This is a genomic window from Rhizobium sp. TBD182 (assembly GCF_001950375.1).
GTDB lineage: Bacteria > Pseudomonadota > Alphaproteobacteria > Rhizobiales > Rhizobiaceae > Agrobacterium > Agrobacterium tumefaciens.
The window spans coordinates 836,752-851,760 of the sequence record NZ_BDLN01000001.1; the positions used below are offsets into that span (position 1 = coordinate 836,752).

General features: G+C 59.6%; 16 protein-coding genes. 5 read left to right on the forward strand and 11 right to left on the reverse strand.

The features are described from left to right. The 4 genes from T18_RS04225 to T18_RS04240 all read left to right on the forward strand — a co-directional run. Positions 1-1,180: VOC family protein (locus T18_RS04225; RefSeq protein WP_323455185.1), on the forward strand; the 1,180-nt coding region annotated here is incomplete at its 5' end. Positions 1,181-1,419: 239 nt separating this feature from the next. After that, positions 1,420-4,191, forward strand: a complete 2,772-nt coding sequence (locus T18_RS04230) for a DUF2339 domain-containing protein (protein ID WP_038490470.1) — start codon at positions 1,420-1,422, stop codon at positions 4,189-4,191. Then, a complete protein-coding gene (locus tag T18_RS04235) occupies positions 4,188-4,832 on the forward strand; it encodes an HD domain-containing protein (protein ID WP_038490467.1) in 645 nt (214 codons plus the stop codon). The genes T18_RS04230 and T18_RS04235 overlap by 4 nt, the downstream gene beginning before the upstream one ends. Positions 4,833-4,842: 10 nt before the next feature. Then, entirely contained in the window at positions 4,843-5,685 is an 843-nt protein-coding gene (locus tag T18_RS04240; protein ID WP_038490464.1) for an MOSC domain-containing protein, read from the forward strand. A gap of 31 nt (positions 5,686-5,716) precedes the next feature. Here the strand turns inward: T18_RS04240 and T18_RS04245 are convergent, their stop codons facing one another. Next, positions 5,717-6,451 carry a class I SAM-dependent methyltransferase gene (locus tag T18_RS04245; protein WP_038490461.1) on the reverse strand — a complete coding sequence of 245 codons (735 nt, stop codon included), beginning with the start codon at positions 6,449-6,451 and terminating at the stop codon, positions 5,717-5,719. Between the two features lie 176 nt (positions 6,452-6,627). On the opposite strand from T18_RS04245, the gene T18_RS04250 reads away from it, so the two are divergent. After that, positions 6,628-7,842, forward strand: a complete 1,215-nt coding sequence (locus tag T18_RS04250) for an MFS transporter (protein WP_038490458.1) — start codon at positions 6,628-6,630, stop codon at positions 7,840-7,842. Positions 7,843-7,844: 2 nt separating this feature from the next. Here the strand turns inward: T18_RS04250 and recO are convergent, their stop codons facing one another. From recO to T18_RS27525, 10 genes are all read right to left on the reverse strand, one after another. Next, positions 7,845-8,609 carry a DNA repair protein RecO gene (recO, locus tag T18_RS04255; RefSeq protein WP_003512253.1) on the reverse strand — a complete coding sequence of 255 codons (765 nt, stop codon included), beginning with the start codon at positions 8,607-8,609 and terminating at the stop codon, positions 7,845-7,847. Between the two features lie 56 nt (positions 8,610-8,665). Continuing rightward, positions 8,666-9,043, reverse strand: coding sequence for a response regulator (locus tag T18_RS04260; RefSeq protein ID WP_025592901.1), 378 nt, complete (start codon positions 9,041-9,043; stop codon positions 8,666-8,668). 136 nt (positions 9,044-9,179) lie between these two features. Next, complete coding sequence (locus tag T18_RS04265) at positions 9,180-9,932, reverse strand: Crp/Fnr family transcriptional regulator (protein WP_003512249.1); 753 nt, start codon at positions 9,930-9,932, stop codon at positions 9,180-9,182. Between the two features lie 182 nt (positions 9,933-10,114). Continuing rightward, on the reverse strand, positions 10,115-11,065 hold the full coding sequence (era, locus tag T18_RS04270) for a GTPase Era (RefSeq protein WP_013635798.1): 951 nt from the start codon (positions 11,063-11,065) through the stop codon (positions 10,115-10,117). 83 nt (positions 11,066-11,148) lie between these two features. Next, positions 11,149-11,862 (reverse strand): ribonuclease III, encoded by a 714-nt coding sequence (rnc, locus tag T18_RS04275; protein WP_003512245.1) that lies wholly within the window; start codon positions 11,860-11,862, stop codon positions 11,149-11,151. Beyond that, positions 11,859-12,605, reverse strand: coding sequence for a signal peptidase I (gene lepB, locus T18_RS04280; protein WP_003512243.1), 747 nt, complete (start codon positions 12,603-12,605; stop codon positions 11,859-11,861). Before lepB ends, rnc begins: the two co-directional genes overlap by 4 nt. A 211-nt stretch (positions 12,606-12,816) precedes the next feature. Next, positions 12,817-13,221 (reverse strand): holo-ACP synthase, encoded by a 405-nt coding sequence (gene acpS / locus T18_RS04285; RefSeq protein WP_003512241.1) that lies wholly within the window; start codon positions 13,219-13,221, stop codon positions 12,817-12,819. Further along, entirely contained in the window at positions 13,218-13,796 is a 579-nt protein-coding gene (locus T18_RS04290) for a DUF2062 domain-containing protein (protein WP_003512239.1), read from the reverse strand. The genes acpS and T18_RS04290 overlap by 4 nt, the downstream gene beginning before the upstream one ends. A gap of 446 nt (positions 13,797-14,242) precedes the next feature. Next, complete coding sequence (locus T18_RS04295; RefSeq protein WP_003496944.1) at positions 14,243-14,389, reverse strand: hypothetical protein; 147 nt, start codon at positions 14,387-14,389, stop codon at positions 14,243-14,245. A gap of 196 nt (positions 14,390-14,585) precedes the next feature. Next, the coding region (locus T18_RS27525) for a RelA/SpoT AH/RIS domain-containing protein (protein ID WP_323455186.1) at positions 14,586-15,009 on the reverse strand (424 nt) is incomplete at its 5' end.

Here is a 15,009-nt window from a genome sequence, read left to right on the forward strand (position 1 = left end):
CGTCAAGCTGGTCGGCACGAACGCCTTCGCCGATGCCACGCCGCATGTGACAAACGACATCCCCGCAGAAGACGCCATTCGCCGGATTTATGGCGCGACGATGCTGAGCGAGGTGCCGGAAGAAACCGTGGCGTTCCTTACAAGATATTTCGGCTACCGGCAGGAAAGCCAGACAGGCGCGATCCGCCGGCTCATATCGCAAAGCGGCGACATCATCGACGTGCGCGACGCGACCGGCTTCTGGTCCAGCGCCCCGGGCACCGGCACTGTTGACCACATCGCTTTCCGCGCGAAGGATCTGGAAGAGTTGAACGCGGTTCTGGCCGAGCTGAAATCGCTGAATTCCAGCACGACGAATGCCCACGACCGGAAATATTTCCACTCGCTTTATGTCCGCGAACCGGGCGGCGTGCTGATTGAAATGGCGACCGACGCTCCCGGCATGACCGTGGACGAACCGCTGGAGGCACTCGGCGAAAATTTGTTCATCCCGCCACTCTTCATGAAGGACGAAGCGGATGTGCGCGTTGCGCTGCCGCAATTTTCGATGCCGGGCGAAGAACGTATCGTCTATCGCGATCTGCCTTTCGTGCACCGCTTCTATACGCCCGAGAAGCCGGATGGCAGCACCATCATCCTGCTGCACGGTTCCGGCGGCAGTGAAACGAGCCTGATGCCGCTGGCGCACCGGGCTGCTCCGGGCGCCACGCTTCTCGGCGTCCGTGGCCGCAGCACGGAGGAAGACATCGCCCGCTGGTTCAGGCGTCTGCCCGATTTCAGCTTCGACCAGAAGGATATCGTCTCGGAAGCGGAAGCCTTTGCCTCCTTCATTGATGGCGCCATTCGGTCCTATGGTCTGGATCGTTCGAAGCTGCGCTTCATCGGCCATTCCAACGGCGCAAATTTCTATGCGGCCTTTGCGGCACTCTACCCGGAGCTTGCCGGGGATGCGCTGCTTTACCGCCCGTTGCCGATTCTCGATAGATGGCCGGAAAGTGATCTTACCGGACGCAACTTCCTGCTCGTAGCCGGAGAACGCGACAAATATCGCGACAGAGCGGCAGATGTGCAAGGCAGGCTTGTGGCCGGCGGCGCGCGGGCAGAAGTGCAAATGATCGATGACGGTCACGATCTTGGGTTTGCCGATATCGAAGCGGCACGGCACTGGCTTGCGGCGTGACATCTGACGATACTGCGTTGCCTCGTGGTTTGTTCTCCCCCGCCGGGCAGAGCCACGGCAGCGGTATAAGGGGCAAAGGCCGTGAGATTGGGCAACGTTTTCCCCTCATCCGACCCTTCGGGCCACCGTCTCCCCGGCGGGGAGAAGAAACAAACGGCAACCTCCCGCATCCCTCAACCAAGCCTTGCATAAATTCGCCAAAACGGCTTTAAAAACAGCTTAGTAATTGGAGAGTCTGTTTGGAAATCCCGTTTCTCATCCTCGCCGTCATCGCAGCCTTCATCTATACGCTGGTCGCAAGCATCCGCAATTCAAGCCGCATCAAGTCGCTGGAGCGTGAGGTTCACGGCCTGAAGCGGCTGATGGCCACCGGGGCGGCCTCTCCTCTTGCCGCACAGGCGGAGGCGGATGCAGCCGCGGAAAACCCGGATTTCAGGGCGGAAGAAGAAGATCCGGCTTTGCCGGAAGACGAGTTCGTCGAAACGGAATATCCGTCCGAAACCGAAGTGGCCGCGGCCATGGCGCCGGCGGAGAACCTTGCCAGCGCGGAAGAGACAAGTGCGCGTTCCACTGAGGCCGCATCCGCGTCAGCCCCGAAGGAAAGCTTCGAAAGTCTGCTGGGCGCACGCTGGGCAGTGTGGGCAGGTGGGCTGGCGCTGGCGCTCGGCGGCATTTTCCTGATCAAATATTCGATCGAGTCTGGGCTCCTGAGCCCGGCCGTGCGGCTTTCGCTCGCCGCCATTTTCGGCCTCGGTCTCGGTCTTGCCGGCGAAGCAATCCGCCGCAGGGCCGTACCTGGTATCGCCACCACCTATTCCAACGCCATGATACCTGGCGTGCTGACGGCAGCAGGTGCACTGACGCTGTTCGGCGTTATCTATGCCGCCTACGGCATTTACGACTACATAAGCCCCACCACCGCTTTCATCCTGCTCGGGCTTGTCGCCTTCGCCACTATTGGCCTTTCACTTCTGCACGGGCAGGCGCTCGCCGGTCTTGGCCTTTTGGGCTCGACGCTGACGCCTGCGCTGATCGCCACCGAAACGCCTGATGTATGGGCGCTGTTCATCTTCCTGACGATCTCCTGGCTCGCAACAACTGCTGCCGCGCGCAGGCAGGGCTGGACCGTGGCTCCCTCGCTTGCCAATGCCGGTCTCGGCCTCTGGGCGCTCGGCTATATCGCCATCGCCGACACGATCAGTGCTGCACCTCCGGTCCTTGCGCTTCTCGTCATGCTTGCGGGTACGATCTTCCTCTGGCCCGGACGCTATTTCGACACAGCACCTGCCGAAACGGGAGAAACCGTAACTTCCGGGCGGCGCGCCGTTCGCGCCATGCGGCTTTTGCTGCGCCCGTCGCTTGCCATCAATCTCACCGTCTCAATGGCCGTGATCCTGCCGGCATTCAGCTTTCTCGTCATCGGCGCCGGCATCGACCTTCATCCGGCCGTGATTGTCTCAGCGCTCATCGCAGGGCTGGCTGCCCTTGGTGCTTCCCGCCGCAACGCGGTCTGGCCCGCCATTATCGCAGCACTTGGCGCGCAGGCTGCGGTCTCGGTGATGTCTCGCTCCGGGCTCGATTTCATCGGCATCATCAACGATACCTCGATTGCGCTGCCGCCGGTGCAAACCGGCTACATGGCTGAAATCGCCATGGCGCTTGGTCTTGGCGCCATTCTTTTGCTCTGCGGTTTTTCCTTCCTGAAACGCAAGGGCGCCGACGATCCGGATTTCGCCCAGCTCTGGGCGGGGATTGCAGCTCTCTTCCCGGTCTGGCTCGGAACCGCGAGCTTCGTCGAATATGGAAATCTCGGTCGTGACTGGCTGCATGCAGCCTATGGCCTCGGCCTCGGTTTCCTGCTGATCGCCGCTGCCGAATGGCTGCACCGACAAAACAACGAGGCCTATCGCAAGCCGCTCAACATCCTCGTGCTCGGCTCCTTTGCCGCATTCGCGCTAAGCCTGCACACGCTGACTGAGGGGCTTACGACAACCATACTGCTTTCCGTCATCGGTTTCGGTTATGTGCTGGCAACCCGACAGCGCAACTGGGATGTGCTGCCCTGGGTCATGGCGATTGCAAGCGTCGCCGTTCTTGGCCGCATCGCCTGGGAGCCGACCATCGTCGGGCCGCAAAATCTTGGGCTCACGCCGGTCTTCAACGCGCTTCTGCCGGGTTACGGCATTCCGGCGCTGCTCGCTATCGTCTCCGCCTGGATGCTGCGCGACTGGCCGGGCTTCCGGGCAAAGAACTTCCTGCAGGCCATCGCCAGCCTGATGGGCCTGCTGGCGGTCGCAATCCTCATCCGCCATGCGATGAATGGCGGCACACTGGACGAAAGCGTGCCGACGCTTGGCGAACAGTCGATCTATACGCTGCTGACCATCGGTTTTTCAGGCGTACTGATGACGCTCGATTTGAAGAGCCCCAGCCCCGTTTTCCGTTACGGCTCGATGATTGCAGGCGTTATCGCCGTCATCAACGTGCTGGTGATGCATTTCTTCACGCTGAACCCCTATTTCACCGGCGAAAATACCGGCCGCATCCCGTTCCTCAACCTGCTGCTGATCGGTTACCTGCTGCCGGCGCTTGCCTATGGCGGCCTTGCCTATTACGCACGCGGCAAGCGGCCTGCAGCCTATGTCAGCCTGCTGGCCGTGGCGGGTGCCGCACTCGGCTTTGCCTGGGCCACACTTTCGGTCCGCCGTTTCTGGCAGGGTGAAAACATTGCCAACTGGAAAGGCTTCCTGCAGGGCGAGACCTACAGCTACTCGGTGGTCTGGCTGTTGATCGGCGTATTGCTGCTCATCGTCGGTTCGCGCTTCAATGCCCGCAGCCTGCGTCTGGCATCCGCCGCCTTCGTGCTGATCTCCGTCGCGAAGGCATTCCTGATCGACATGAGCAATCTTGAGGGCGTGCTGCGGGCGCTGTCCTTCATTGGGCTTGGCGCCGTGCTGATCGGCATCGGTCTGTTCTATCAGAAAATCCTCACCCGGCAGCCGAAGACATGATCCCGGCTGAGGCTTTTGCGCCCTATGCGACGCTTGCGCAGGACCTGATCCCGCATGCCGCCGATGCGGGTGACGGCTCGCACGATCTTGCCCATATCCACCGCGTCTTCCGCAACGCCATGCGCATCCATGCGGGCGAAGGCGGCGATGGCACGGTGCTTGCGGCCAGCGTGCTTTTGCATGATTGCGTGGCGGTGGAGAAGAACTCGCCGCTTCGTGCGCAGGCCTCACGCCTTGCGGCGGAAAAAGCCTCCGGCATTCTGGCCGGGCTTGGCTGGCGTCAGGCCGATATTGACGCCGCCGCGCATGCCATCACCACACATAGTTTTTCCGCCAATATCGAGCCGCAGACGCTGGAGGCAAAGATCCTACAGGATGCCGACCGGCTGGACGCCATCGGCATGGTGGGTGCTGCGCGTTGCTTTTATATTGCCGGGCGCATGGGTTCGGCGCTCTACGACCCGGCCGATCCACTGGCAAAGGACCGTCCGCTTGATGATCGCGCCTTTGCCATCGACCATTTCGAAACCAAGCTGTTCAAGCTTGCGGATGGTTTCCGCACCGAAACCGGGCGAGAACTGGCAAAGGCCCGCCATGAGCGGCTGAAACAGGTGCTGGACCTGTTTCTCGACGAAATCTGAGGAGACCTGAATGCGTGTGACCGAACTCAACATCTACCCGCTGAAAAGCGCGCGCGGCATTGTCCTCTCGAAAAGCGATGTTTCGGCGGAAGGCCTGCCGGGCGACCGGCGCGCCATGCTGACCGACCCTTCGGGCCACTTCATCACCCAGCGCGAATTGCCTGATATTGCCACGGTTCTGGCACAGCACGCGGATGGCGGCATGGTGCTTTCGCGGGAAGCAGGTGGCGAGATTTTCGCCAGGCCTTCCGGGCAGCGCATGGATGTGGCCGTGTGGAAATCGATCGTCAGCGCCAATATCGCCGATAGCGAAACCAACGATACACTGTCTGAGTGGCTTGGGCGCGAGGTGAAGCTGGTGTTCTTCGATGACATCGCAAAACGCATCGCGAGCCTTGAATGGACCGGCAACGAAACGCCCGTCACCTTTGCGGACGGTTACCAGATACTCGTCACCACCACCGCTTCACTTGCAGCCCTAAACGACAATATGCGTGCAAATGGCGAGGACGCCGTTGGCATGGAGCGGTTCCGGCCCAATATCGTGCTGGAAACGGACGAGCCGTGGGCGGAGGATCGCTGGGCGGCGATCGAGATCGGCGGCATCCGTTTCGACCTCGTCAAGCCCTGCGCCCGCTGCATCATGACGACACAGGACCAAATAACCGGCTCCCGCGATGTACCCTCCCCCATGAAGGCCATGGGCCGCATCCGCATGTCCGGCGACCGGCGCGTGCCCGGCCCGCTCTTCGGCTGGAATGTCACACCGCGCGGCAAAGGCAGGCTAGCTGTTGGCGATGTGGCAAAGGTAGTCGAGGAACGGCCGGACGGCTGGGCGATCAAGAGGCGTTAAGCTGCCGGGCGATGCATCTCACGATCTCGTATCAAGGCTTCTTCGCACCGACGATCAGGAAAATCGGACGGCGGTCCTCGTGTTTCATCTCCGGCCGCTCCGCCAGCAGGGCGGGATCGGGCCTCGGTTCCGCGAGCCGCGTGATCGCAAAGCCTGAAGTCAGCAGGGCGTTGAGAATGCCTGACACCGTGCGGTGATATTTGACGACATCATCCGCCATCCAGTTGGAATGGCGCACGCCCTCGTTCTGATAGTTATCGAGCGGCCAGTGCAGTATTTCGCCATCTTCGTCGTAGAACCAGTCCTGTTTGTCCAGCGCCGTGAACACGGGATGCTCGATGGAAAAGACAAAGTCGCCGCCGGATTTCAACACGGAGAAAACTCTCGCGAATGCCGTATCGGGGTCGCGGACGTAGTGCAGAGCGAGTGAGCTCAGTACCAGATCGAAGCTTTCCGGCGCAAAATCGATGTCCTCGATCGCGGCGCGGCGATATTCGATGCCGGGGCCGCCGTTTATCTCGGCGGCGCGGCGCAGCATATTTTCCGACAGATCGACCCCGACGACATGCGCCGCGCCCTGCTCTACGGCATGGCGGCAATGCCAGCCAAAACCGCAACCGAGATCAAGAACTGTCTTGTCTTTCAGCGTTGGCAACATGGCGCGCAGCTCATGCCATTCGCCCGCCTGACGCAGTCCCTCCAGAGAGCGTGGCATGGCGCTGTAGCGCTCGAAAAACTGCGGGTCGTCGTAAATATTCTGCTTCATCGTTGCCTCACCTTGCCCGATGGCATTTCACCTGAGTGTCTCATCAATCGCACGAATAGTGCCGTCAAGAAAAGTTGCTAGTGGGGCAGCCTTGCAAAAGATAATATTCCTCTCATCAAAGGGGAATTTTGCGGCACAGCGTCCCACGGGGCGAGGTGCTGCATCGGGAGAGTTTCATGTCGCAAGCCACACGCCAAACCATGCCCTGGGCGATCATCGTCGCCGGGTCGCTGATCGCGGTCATGACCTTCGGGCCACGCTCGGCGATGGGCTTTTTCCAGCTACCCATGCTGGCCGATACCGGCTGGGACCGCTCCACCTTCGGACTTGCCATGGCGTTTCAGAACCTGTTCTGGGGTCTAGGCCAGCCAGTCTTCGGCGCCATCGCCGATAAATTCGGCACCGGCCGTGTGCTCGTGCTTTCCGGCTTTCTCTATGCGGCTGGCCTCATCTGCATGTCCTTCGGCACTTCTCCCTTCTGGCTGCATTTCGGTGGTGGCGTGCTTGTCGGGCTTGGCATTGCCGCTGGTTCATTCAGCGTCATTCTTTCGGCCTTCGCGCGGCATGTTACGCCGCAGCAACGCTCGCTTGCCTTCGGCATCGGCACCGCGGCGGGATCGGCGGGCATGTTCCTGTTTGCGCCAATCAGCCAGGGCCTGATTTCCACCTATGGCTGGTCGGACAGTCTCGTCTGGCTTGCCGTGATGATGATGCTGGTGCCACTCCTGGCCTATCCGATGCGCGGCAATTCCTCGTCCGGCAGCCAGTCGCAGACGCAATTCAAGCAGACGGCAGGCGAGGCGCTAAGAGAAGCGCTCGGCCACAAGAGCTATCTGCTTTTGACCACCGGCTTTTTCGTCTGCGGTTTTCAGGTGGCCTTCATCACCGCGCATTTTCCGGCCTATCTCGGCGATATCGGCATCGAACCCCGCTATGCGGTCATCGCCATGGCGCTGATCGGCTTCTTTAACATCATCGGATCGCTGGCCGCCGGCGTCATTGCCCAGCGTTACTCGAAACCCTATCTGCTGGCCTATATCTATATCGCCCGCTCAATCGCCGTCACGGCTTTCCTGCTTCTGCCGCAAACGCCGCTTTCGGTCATCATCTTCGCGTCCGTGATGGGCATCCTGTGGCTTTCCACCGTGCCGCCGACCAATGCGCTGGTGGCGATCATGTTCGGCACGCGCCATCTCGGCATGCTGGGTGGCGTCGTATTCCTGTCGCATCAGATTGGCTCGTTCCTCGGCGTCTGGCTCGGCGGCTTCCTTTACGACAAGCTCGGCTCCTACGATCTCGTCTGGTGGCTCGGCGTCGGCATGGGTATTTTTGCGGCCATCGTGCATTGGCCTATTCAGGAACGACCGGCACCTCGGCCAGCAATGGCCTGAGGCTATACCGCCTTATCGAGCGCAGGCAGCACCGCCTTGCGCTCCAGTGCCTTCAACGCCGCCTGCACGAAACCGTCGCGGGCGGCGTTTTCATTGAGGCCGCGCGGATCATAGACATGCCGGTGGAGAAAATGGCCGGTCAGGCGAAAGGCTGCCGCGAGGCTGTCGCGGTCGGCCGCCTTCGACTGACCTTCGCTCAGGAAAGCGGGAAGCGAAAGCATACGCGCCGCATAGGGCGCGCCCGCCGTACTACAGACCGCCCTGCCCGTTTTGGGCGATACATAGATGAGATCGGTGCGCAGGCCCGTTGCCGCGCATTCCGTGAGATCGAGACCGAAACCAAGATCGTTCAGCACCGCCAGCTCGAACCGTACGAACAATTCGCCAGCATCGACCGGATCATGGAGATTGTCGAGAATGACGTCGAGCGCCTGATAGAGATGCGGATGCGGGTCACGCTCCGGCAGAAGCCGCAGCAGCGCGCCCATGGCCTGCACGCCATACACGGCGGTTGCCGTTTCCATCAATTGCGCTGCCCGCAACTGCAAAGGCTCAATGCGGAATTCGCCGAGATGGTCGTCAAGCCGCGCCCGCCAGATCACATCCACCCGGTTTCCCGCCTGCAGCACCGGCTGCATGCTGCGGGAGCGCCCGCCGCGCACCATCCCCAGATGGCGGCCGCGCAAACGGGTCATCACCTCGGCGATGACGCTGGTCTCGCCATGACGCTTTACGCCGAGAATGATTGCCTCGTCCTGCCACTGCATGAAATCTGTCCGAATTCCGATTCAAGCCCGATCATAACCGATCTGACGGCGAAACGTTATTCTTTTACGGTGTCACGCGCCGCAGCAACGAGCGTCGTCACGAAATCGGCGATTTCGTTTTCACCGAAAGGCTTGCCCAGCAAGGGCGCATGCACGAGATCTTCGGGAAAACCACTCGTGTCGCCATAACCGCTGACGAAACCGAAGGGAATTCCGTGATCGCGAAGGTGGCGGGCAAAATCGTAACTCTTGCCGTCGGAAAGGCTGACGTCGAGAAGCACGCAATCGGCGCCATCCCGCCCTAATGCGTCCTGTGCCTGCGCAAGTGTCGTCGCAATCGTGATGGTTTCAACGCCGATGGACTGGAGAACCGCCTCGACGTCAAGCGCCACCAGATATTCATCTTCAACGATGATGCAGCGTTGTGGCACCATGTTTCTTCTTCTTTCAACGTGAAGGGAACCAGACGGATTTGCGCCGCTGTCGCCAATGTGATTTTCAAGCGCCATGTCGACAGAGTTCGCAAATTACGGACCCAACGTCATTTAAAAAAGACATGTCGAAAAAAGATCAGATGAAGGGTCTTGGCCGCTTTTCATCGTTTTGCCAACCGGCAACATGGCTCAGTCCGGCATCGTCCAGCACCAGACAGCCCTTGTCCGTCCAGCGAATCAGACCGCGATCGACAAGCTTTCTCAAGGTCTTGTTGGTGTGGACGATGGAGAGGCCAAGCGTATCGGCAACATGCTGCTGGGTTACCGGGATCGGCGTTTCACCCTGCACGAGATTAACCGCCTTTGCCTTGCTGTAAAGGAACGCGATGAGGTAGGCAGCACGCTCGATTGCTGTGCGCCGGCCGATGCTGAGCAAGTGGTTGTCGAGCATGCGCTCCTCGCTTGCTGCAATCCACGTCAGGTCATAGGCAAGGGTCGGATGATCGGTGAAGAGGTTGTTGAGTCGCGAGCGCTCGAAGACACACAGTGTCACCGGCGACAGCGCCTCCACTGAATGCTGCATTTCCCCCATGACCGTGCCCTGCAGGCCGACGAGATCGCCTGGCATGACATAATTGAGTATCTGCCGCCTGCCGTCTTCCAGTGTTTTATAACGGAAAGCCCAGCCTTGAAGGACAGTGTAGAGATGGGCGCTGTGCGACCCTTCCATCAAAATGACGGAACCGCTTTCGACCGCCAGTTCCCCTGTCTTGAAACGGGAGACGAAATCCAGTTCGGAAGAGGAAAAGTCCCTGAAATGCGGCAGGTCGCGCAAGGGACAGTGCTGACACGGGGTGGTGGAAATTCCGTTCGGTTTTTTTGGCGACATGAATATCCATCATCGAAAAAAAGGTTGCGCCCAATCGTTTTGGAACAACCCACCCGAATGCATTCGGTTCCCGATAAAAGGTTGAAGATATTCAGAATGTTCGTTGTGTGCCGTTCCGTTTCCGGCCGGCACATCCACATTCCTGTGCCTGTCACAGGAATGTGGGAGGAACCGGATGTGCCTTATCCCCGCGGAAATTCCAGGCCCATTTCGCGGAAACGTTCGGGGTCGTCGCCCCAGTTTTCGCGAACCTTGACGAACAGGAAGAGGTGGACCGGCTGTTCGAGGATTTCAGACAGTTCCTTGCGCGAGGCGGTGGAGATCGCCTTGATCGCGTCGCCGTTCTTGCCGAGAGCGATCTTCTTCTGGCTGTCGCGCTCGACATAGATCACCTGCTCGATGCGCACGGAGCCGTCCTTGCGCTCTTCCCACTTCTCCGTCTCGACATGCGAGGCGTAGGGAAGCTCCTGATGCAGACGCAGGAACAGCTTTTCGCGGGTGATTTCGGCGGCGAGCTGGCGCATCGGAAGATCGGAAATCTGGTCTTCCGGATAATACCACGGACCTTCCGGCAGGGTATCGACCAGATAATCCATCAGGTCTTCGCAGCCCGAGCCGTTGGTGGCCGAAATCATGAAGGTCCGGTCGAAGGTCACGTGCTCATTGGCGGCGGCAGCAAGCTTCAGCAGGTCTTCGCGCTTCACCTGGTCGATCTTGTTGAGGCAGAGGATTTTCTTCTGCGGAACATCCTTCAGCCCCTCGAGAATAGCTTCCGCGTCACCCTTCAGGCCGCGTTCGCTGTCGATCAGCAGCAGGATGAGATCCGCATCCTTCGCTCCGCCCCAGGCCGAGGTGACCATGGCACGGTCGAGCCTGCGGCGCGGCTTGAAGATGCCGGGCGTGTCCATGAAAACAATCTGCGCATTTTTGTGAATGGCGATGCCGCGCATCACCGCGCGCGTCGTCTGTACCTTGTGGCTGACGATCGAAACTTTTGCACCCACCAACCTGTTGACCAGCGTCGACTTGCCGGCATTGGTCGGGCCGATGAGGGCCACGAAGCCGGAGCGGGTCGGAAGGGCGATGTCTTCGCCGGCAACGGCGGGGTTTTCGTGATCGGTCATGATATCCATTCAAGGTCTGAGGTATTCAACATGCGGCCATAAGGCTCGCCATGCGCTCGATTTTAGCGCCACTATCTTTCGGGCGCTCAGTTCTAGGTGGAGCTTTTCTGCCAGACGCCTTCGCGTTCCAGCAATCTGGTTGCTGCCACCTGTTCGGCTGCGCGCTTGGAACGCTCGACGCCGGTTTCCGGCTTCACGCCGGGAATTTCCACCGTCACGGTGAAGCTGGGATCGTGATCCGGTCCGGAGCGATCGTCAACCCGATAAGCGGGCGTAACCGCAAATCTGGCATGCGCCCATTCCTGCAATTCAGTCTTGGCATCGCGCCGTCCGGCATCCACGCGCGTTGCGCGGCCCTGCCAGTATTTCAGAATGAACTTGCGGGATGCTTCCAGACCACCATCCAGATAGAGAGTGGCGATCAGGCTTTCGACCACATCGGCGCGCACGTTCAGCATCGCCTTGCCGGTCAGCTTCTTCACATCCGATCCGGTGCGAATGAAATTATGCAGGCCCATTTCGTCGCCGATAGCGGCGCAGGATTCGGCGCTGACAAGCTGGTTGAGGCGAACAGAAAGCTCACCTTCGCTGGCGTTGCGGAAGGTGGAGAACAACAACTCGGCAACACAAAGGCCGAGAACGCGGTCGCCCAAAAACTCCAGCCGCTCGTAATTGCCCGCCGCAGCGGAACGGGCACTCGCATGGGTCAAGGCCCGGTCGAGCCGGGCCTTTTCCTTGAATTCATATCCGATCAACGCTTCGAGACGGGAAATCTCCGCAATCGACAGCGGCTTGGTCTTGCTCATCCCACAACCTTGAAGAGACGGTCCCAGCGCATGTTGGACGGCCAGTCCCAAATGCGGCTGAACGGCGTGTCATTGCCCAGCGAGAAGAAGATGACGCTGGCGCGGCCGATCAGGTTTTCTTCCGGCACGAAACCGACATCGAAACGGCTGTCGAGCGAGTTGTCGCGATTATCGCCCATCATGAAATAATGGCCTTCCGGCACCAGGAATTCGCGGGTGTTGTCGCCGCGCGAATCGGGCGACTGGTCGAGCGTGTCGAAGGTGACGCCATTATCGAGCGTTTCGCGGAACACCGGTACATTGGCGCCCGGATCGGCACGGTAATCGGAAGTGAAGGTGCCATCAGGCTGCTTCGGAACCGGCTGGCCGTTGATGAACAGCACGCCGTTCGTCACCTGGATGCGGTCACCCGGCAAGCCGACGAGACGCTTGATGTAATCGACTTCAGGATTGGGCGGCAGGCGGAAGACCACGACATCGCCGCGCTTGGGCTTGCTGAATTCGAGGATACGGCCGGAAAACAGGTTCGGCGAAAAGGGCAGCGAATATTTCGAATAGCCGTAGGAGAACTTGTTGACGAAAAGATAGTCGCCTACCAGCAGCGTCGGCATCATCGAACCTGAAGGGATCGTGAAGGGCTGAAACAGCACGGTGCGGATGACCATGGCCAGCAGCAGCGCCTGAATGATGACCTTGACGTTTTCCCAGAGGGCGTTCTGCTTCTTTTCAGCTTTTTCGGACACTTAAAGACCTGCCTGATTGTTTACCGGTTCCTGCGATTTGACGGAGGCGTCCGGGCCGTTGTTGCTCGCGACTGCGGCGGGGTGAAGCAATTTTTCACGCAGCCAGCGACGCTTTCATATTTCTGCGACTTCTCTAGAACCTTTCCAGCCGGAAGGGAAGCGCTTCTGTCATACGCCTGCAAATAGGCCGCCAATGCGGCAGCCGCCGGTCTCAGTCGCTCACGGGAAGCGCCTCGATAATCACAAATGCCTGAGCGTAAGGGTAATCGTCCGTGATGGTCAGATGGATATTGGCGCGGTGACCGGCGGGCAGCATGGCCGCCAGCCTTTCTGCGGCACCGTTGGTGAGCGCCATGGTCGGCTTGCCGCCCGGCAGATTGACGACCCCCATGTCCTTCCAGAAAACGCCGTTCGCAAGGCCGGTTCCGAGCGCCTTTGAACAGGCTTCCTTGGCGGCGAAACGCTTGGCGTAGGATGCCGCGCGGTTCTTGCGGCCATCGGACTTGGCGCGCTCGATATCGGTGAAACAGCGGTGCGTGAAACGTTCACCGAAACGGGTGAGCGAATGTTCGACGCGGCGGATATCGATCAGGTCGCTGCCCAATCCAAGGATCATTTCAACATCTCCAGAGACGCGTTTTTATTGGCGGCGCGATGCGCGAGATTTTCCATCTTGCGGCGCTGGAAACCGCTGATAAGGCTGTAGACGGTGATATAGGCGATGACCGCGCTCACGGCCGCGGGCAGAAGCGCACCTACGGTCATGGGTTCCAGCACCGGCCTCCATATCTGCCGGAATTCGAGGTGGCTGAACAGCGCAACGAAATCCACATGCGCAACCCCCGCCTCCTTCTGTCGTCCGAGCAGGAAATGCCCGAGTTCCCAGGTGGACGCCCAGATGAACGGAAATGTCAGGGGATTGGCGAAGGTGGTGCCGAGTGCTGCCGCAACGAGATTGACGCGCATGAGGAAACCGAGCGCCATGGCGATAATGATATGCACGCCGAGAAACGGTGTCCACGCCACGCCGATACCGAGCGCGACACCGGCGGCAATCGAATGCGGAGACGCAGACAACCGCAGGAGACGCAGCTTCATATAGCGCAGCGAACGGGTAAAACCCGTGCGCGGCCAAAAGAGGTCACGAATCTTCTCTGAAAAACCAACGGGTTCACGGCGGCGAAACGGCATGGGGGCAGTCTATTTCATCGCCCCGGCTGAGCCAAGAGCATCGTATACGACACGGGGATTTCTTTTGCAGGCACATTTTCCCCGTCATTCCGGCCTTTAGCTGGAATTCCGCCATACCTCGTGGCATCACCAGAGAATACAAACCTTGCCGAACACTCTGACCTCATCCTCAGGCTTGTCCCGAGGATTTGCAAACGATTGATTGAATGCAAGGTTATCAGATCCCTGGGACGAGCCAAGGATGACGTCGAGGAAACAAGCACCTCTCGCCGTCAAATTTGTTTCAAAAGCAGCGTGTCCTATCATTTAGACCGGACAACGGTACACGCCCGTTAGTAACGCGCATTCACACAGCCTTACGAGACACGAGAAGGAGCTGACCGACAACGGCCACCCACCTTCCAAGTCCCATACGCATGGCGAACGGCTGCCATGCGCTGAGTGCATTACCGGCGGAACAGGCCGCGGTCGATTTCGCGCTGGCGGAACTCGAGGTCGACATTCGACACGGAGCCGCTGAGATATTCGAATTCGCGTTCCTGGGTCGTCTTGCCACGAACTGCACGGGCGATCTTGCGAAGCGGAGTAAACATGATTTCATGTCCTTTCAGTTTGGAAATGGCGTTTCTCATCGGGGTAGGACCACCGGCACGCCGCGTTTTCCGTTTTCAATTTCTGAAAGGAAGATAGTCGCAAACCACATGCGCGACCAGAGACAGTAAAAGGCCGCTGCCATGCACTGAATGCATAACAGCGGCCTTTTGGAATGTGCGAATGATCAAAAATGCCTCAATCGAAGGCACGTTTGACCGTGGATACGCAATCGAGGTCTTTCAGCTGCGACAGCAGCTGGTTGAGTTGCCGTAAATCCCAGACTTCGACATCCAGCGCCAGTTCGGAGAAATCCGTGCCGATGCGGACCATATTCAGGGCGCGTATGTTGACATCCAGCGTCGCGATTGATTGCGCCACGGAGGCAAGCGTGCCGGGTTCGTTCAGCGCGTTGATCATCACCCGCGCCATGAAGCGCGACTTGTTCGCCTCATCAAGATCCCAGCGGACATCAATCCAGCGCTCCGGCTCATCGTCGAAACGCTGCAGCGCCGGCGCCTGAATGGGATAGATGGTGATGCCCTTGCCTTTTTCCATGATGCCGACGATGCGATCACCCGGAACGGCGCCGGCGGCACCAAAATGCACATCGACATTGCCG

Bases quoted from the DNA above. Each gene is read 5' to 3' on its own strand.
- rnc (WP_003512245.1), bottom strand. From the start codon at position 11,862: ATGAGCAAGACCAAGCCGCTGTCGATTGCGGAGATTTCCCGTCTCGAA.
- T18_RS04250 (WP_038490458.1), top strand. From the start codon at position 6,628: ATGTCGCAAGCCACACGCCAAACCATGCCCTGGGCGATCATCGTCGCC.
- acpS (WP_003512241.1), bottom strand. From the start codon at position 13,221: ATGATCCTTGGATTGGGCAGCGACCTGATCGATATCCGCCGCGTCGAA.
- T18_RS04240 (WP_038490464.1), top strand. From the start codon at position 4,843: ATGCGTGTGACCGAACTCAACATCTACCCGCTGAAAAGCGCGCGCGGC.
- T18_RS04265 (WP_003512249.1), bottom strand. From the start codon at position 9,932: ATGTCGCCAAAAAAACCGAACGGAATTTCCACCACCCCGTGTCAGCAC.
- T18_RS04260 (WP_025592901.1), bottom strand. From the start codon at position 9,043: ATGGTGCCACAACGCTGCATCATCGTTGAAGATGAATATCTGGTGGCG.
- recO (WP_003512253.1), bottom strand. From the start codon at position 8,609: ATGCAGTGGCAGGACGAGGCAATCATTCTCGGCGTAAAGCGTCATGGC.
- era (WP_013635798.1), bottom strand. From the start codon at position 11,065: ATGGATATCATGACCGATCACGAAAACCCCGCCGTTGCCGGCGAAGAC.
- T18_RS04245 (WP_038490461.1), bottom strand. From the start codon at position 6,451: ATGAAGCAGAATATTTACGACGACCCGCAGTTTTTCGAGCGCTACAGC.
- T18_RS04295 (WP_003496944.1), bottom strand. From the start codon at position 14,389: ATGTTTACTCCGCTTCGCAAGATCGCCCGTGCAGTTCGTGGCAAGACG.
- T18_RS04235 (WP_038490467.1), top strand. From the start codon at position 4,188: ATGATCCCGGCTGAGGCTTTTGCGCCCTATGCGACGCTTGCGCAGGAC.
- T18_RS04290 (WP_003512239.1), bottom strand. From the start codon at position 13,796: ATGCCGTTTCGCCGCCGTGAACCCGTTGGTTTTTCAGAGAAGATTCGT.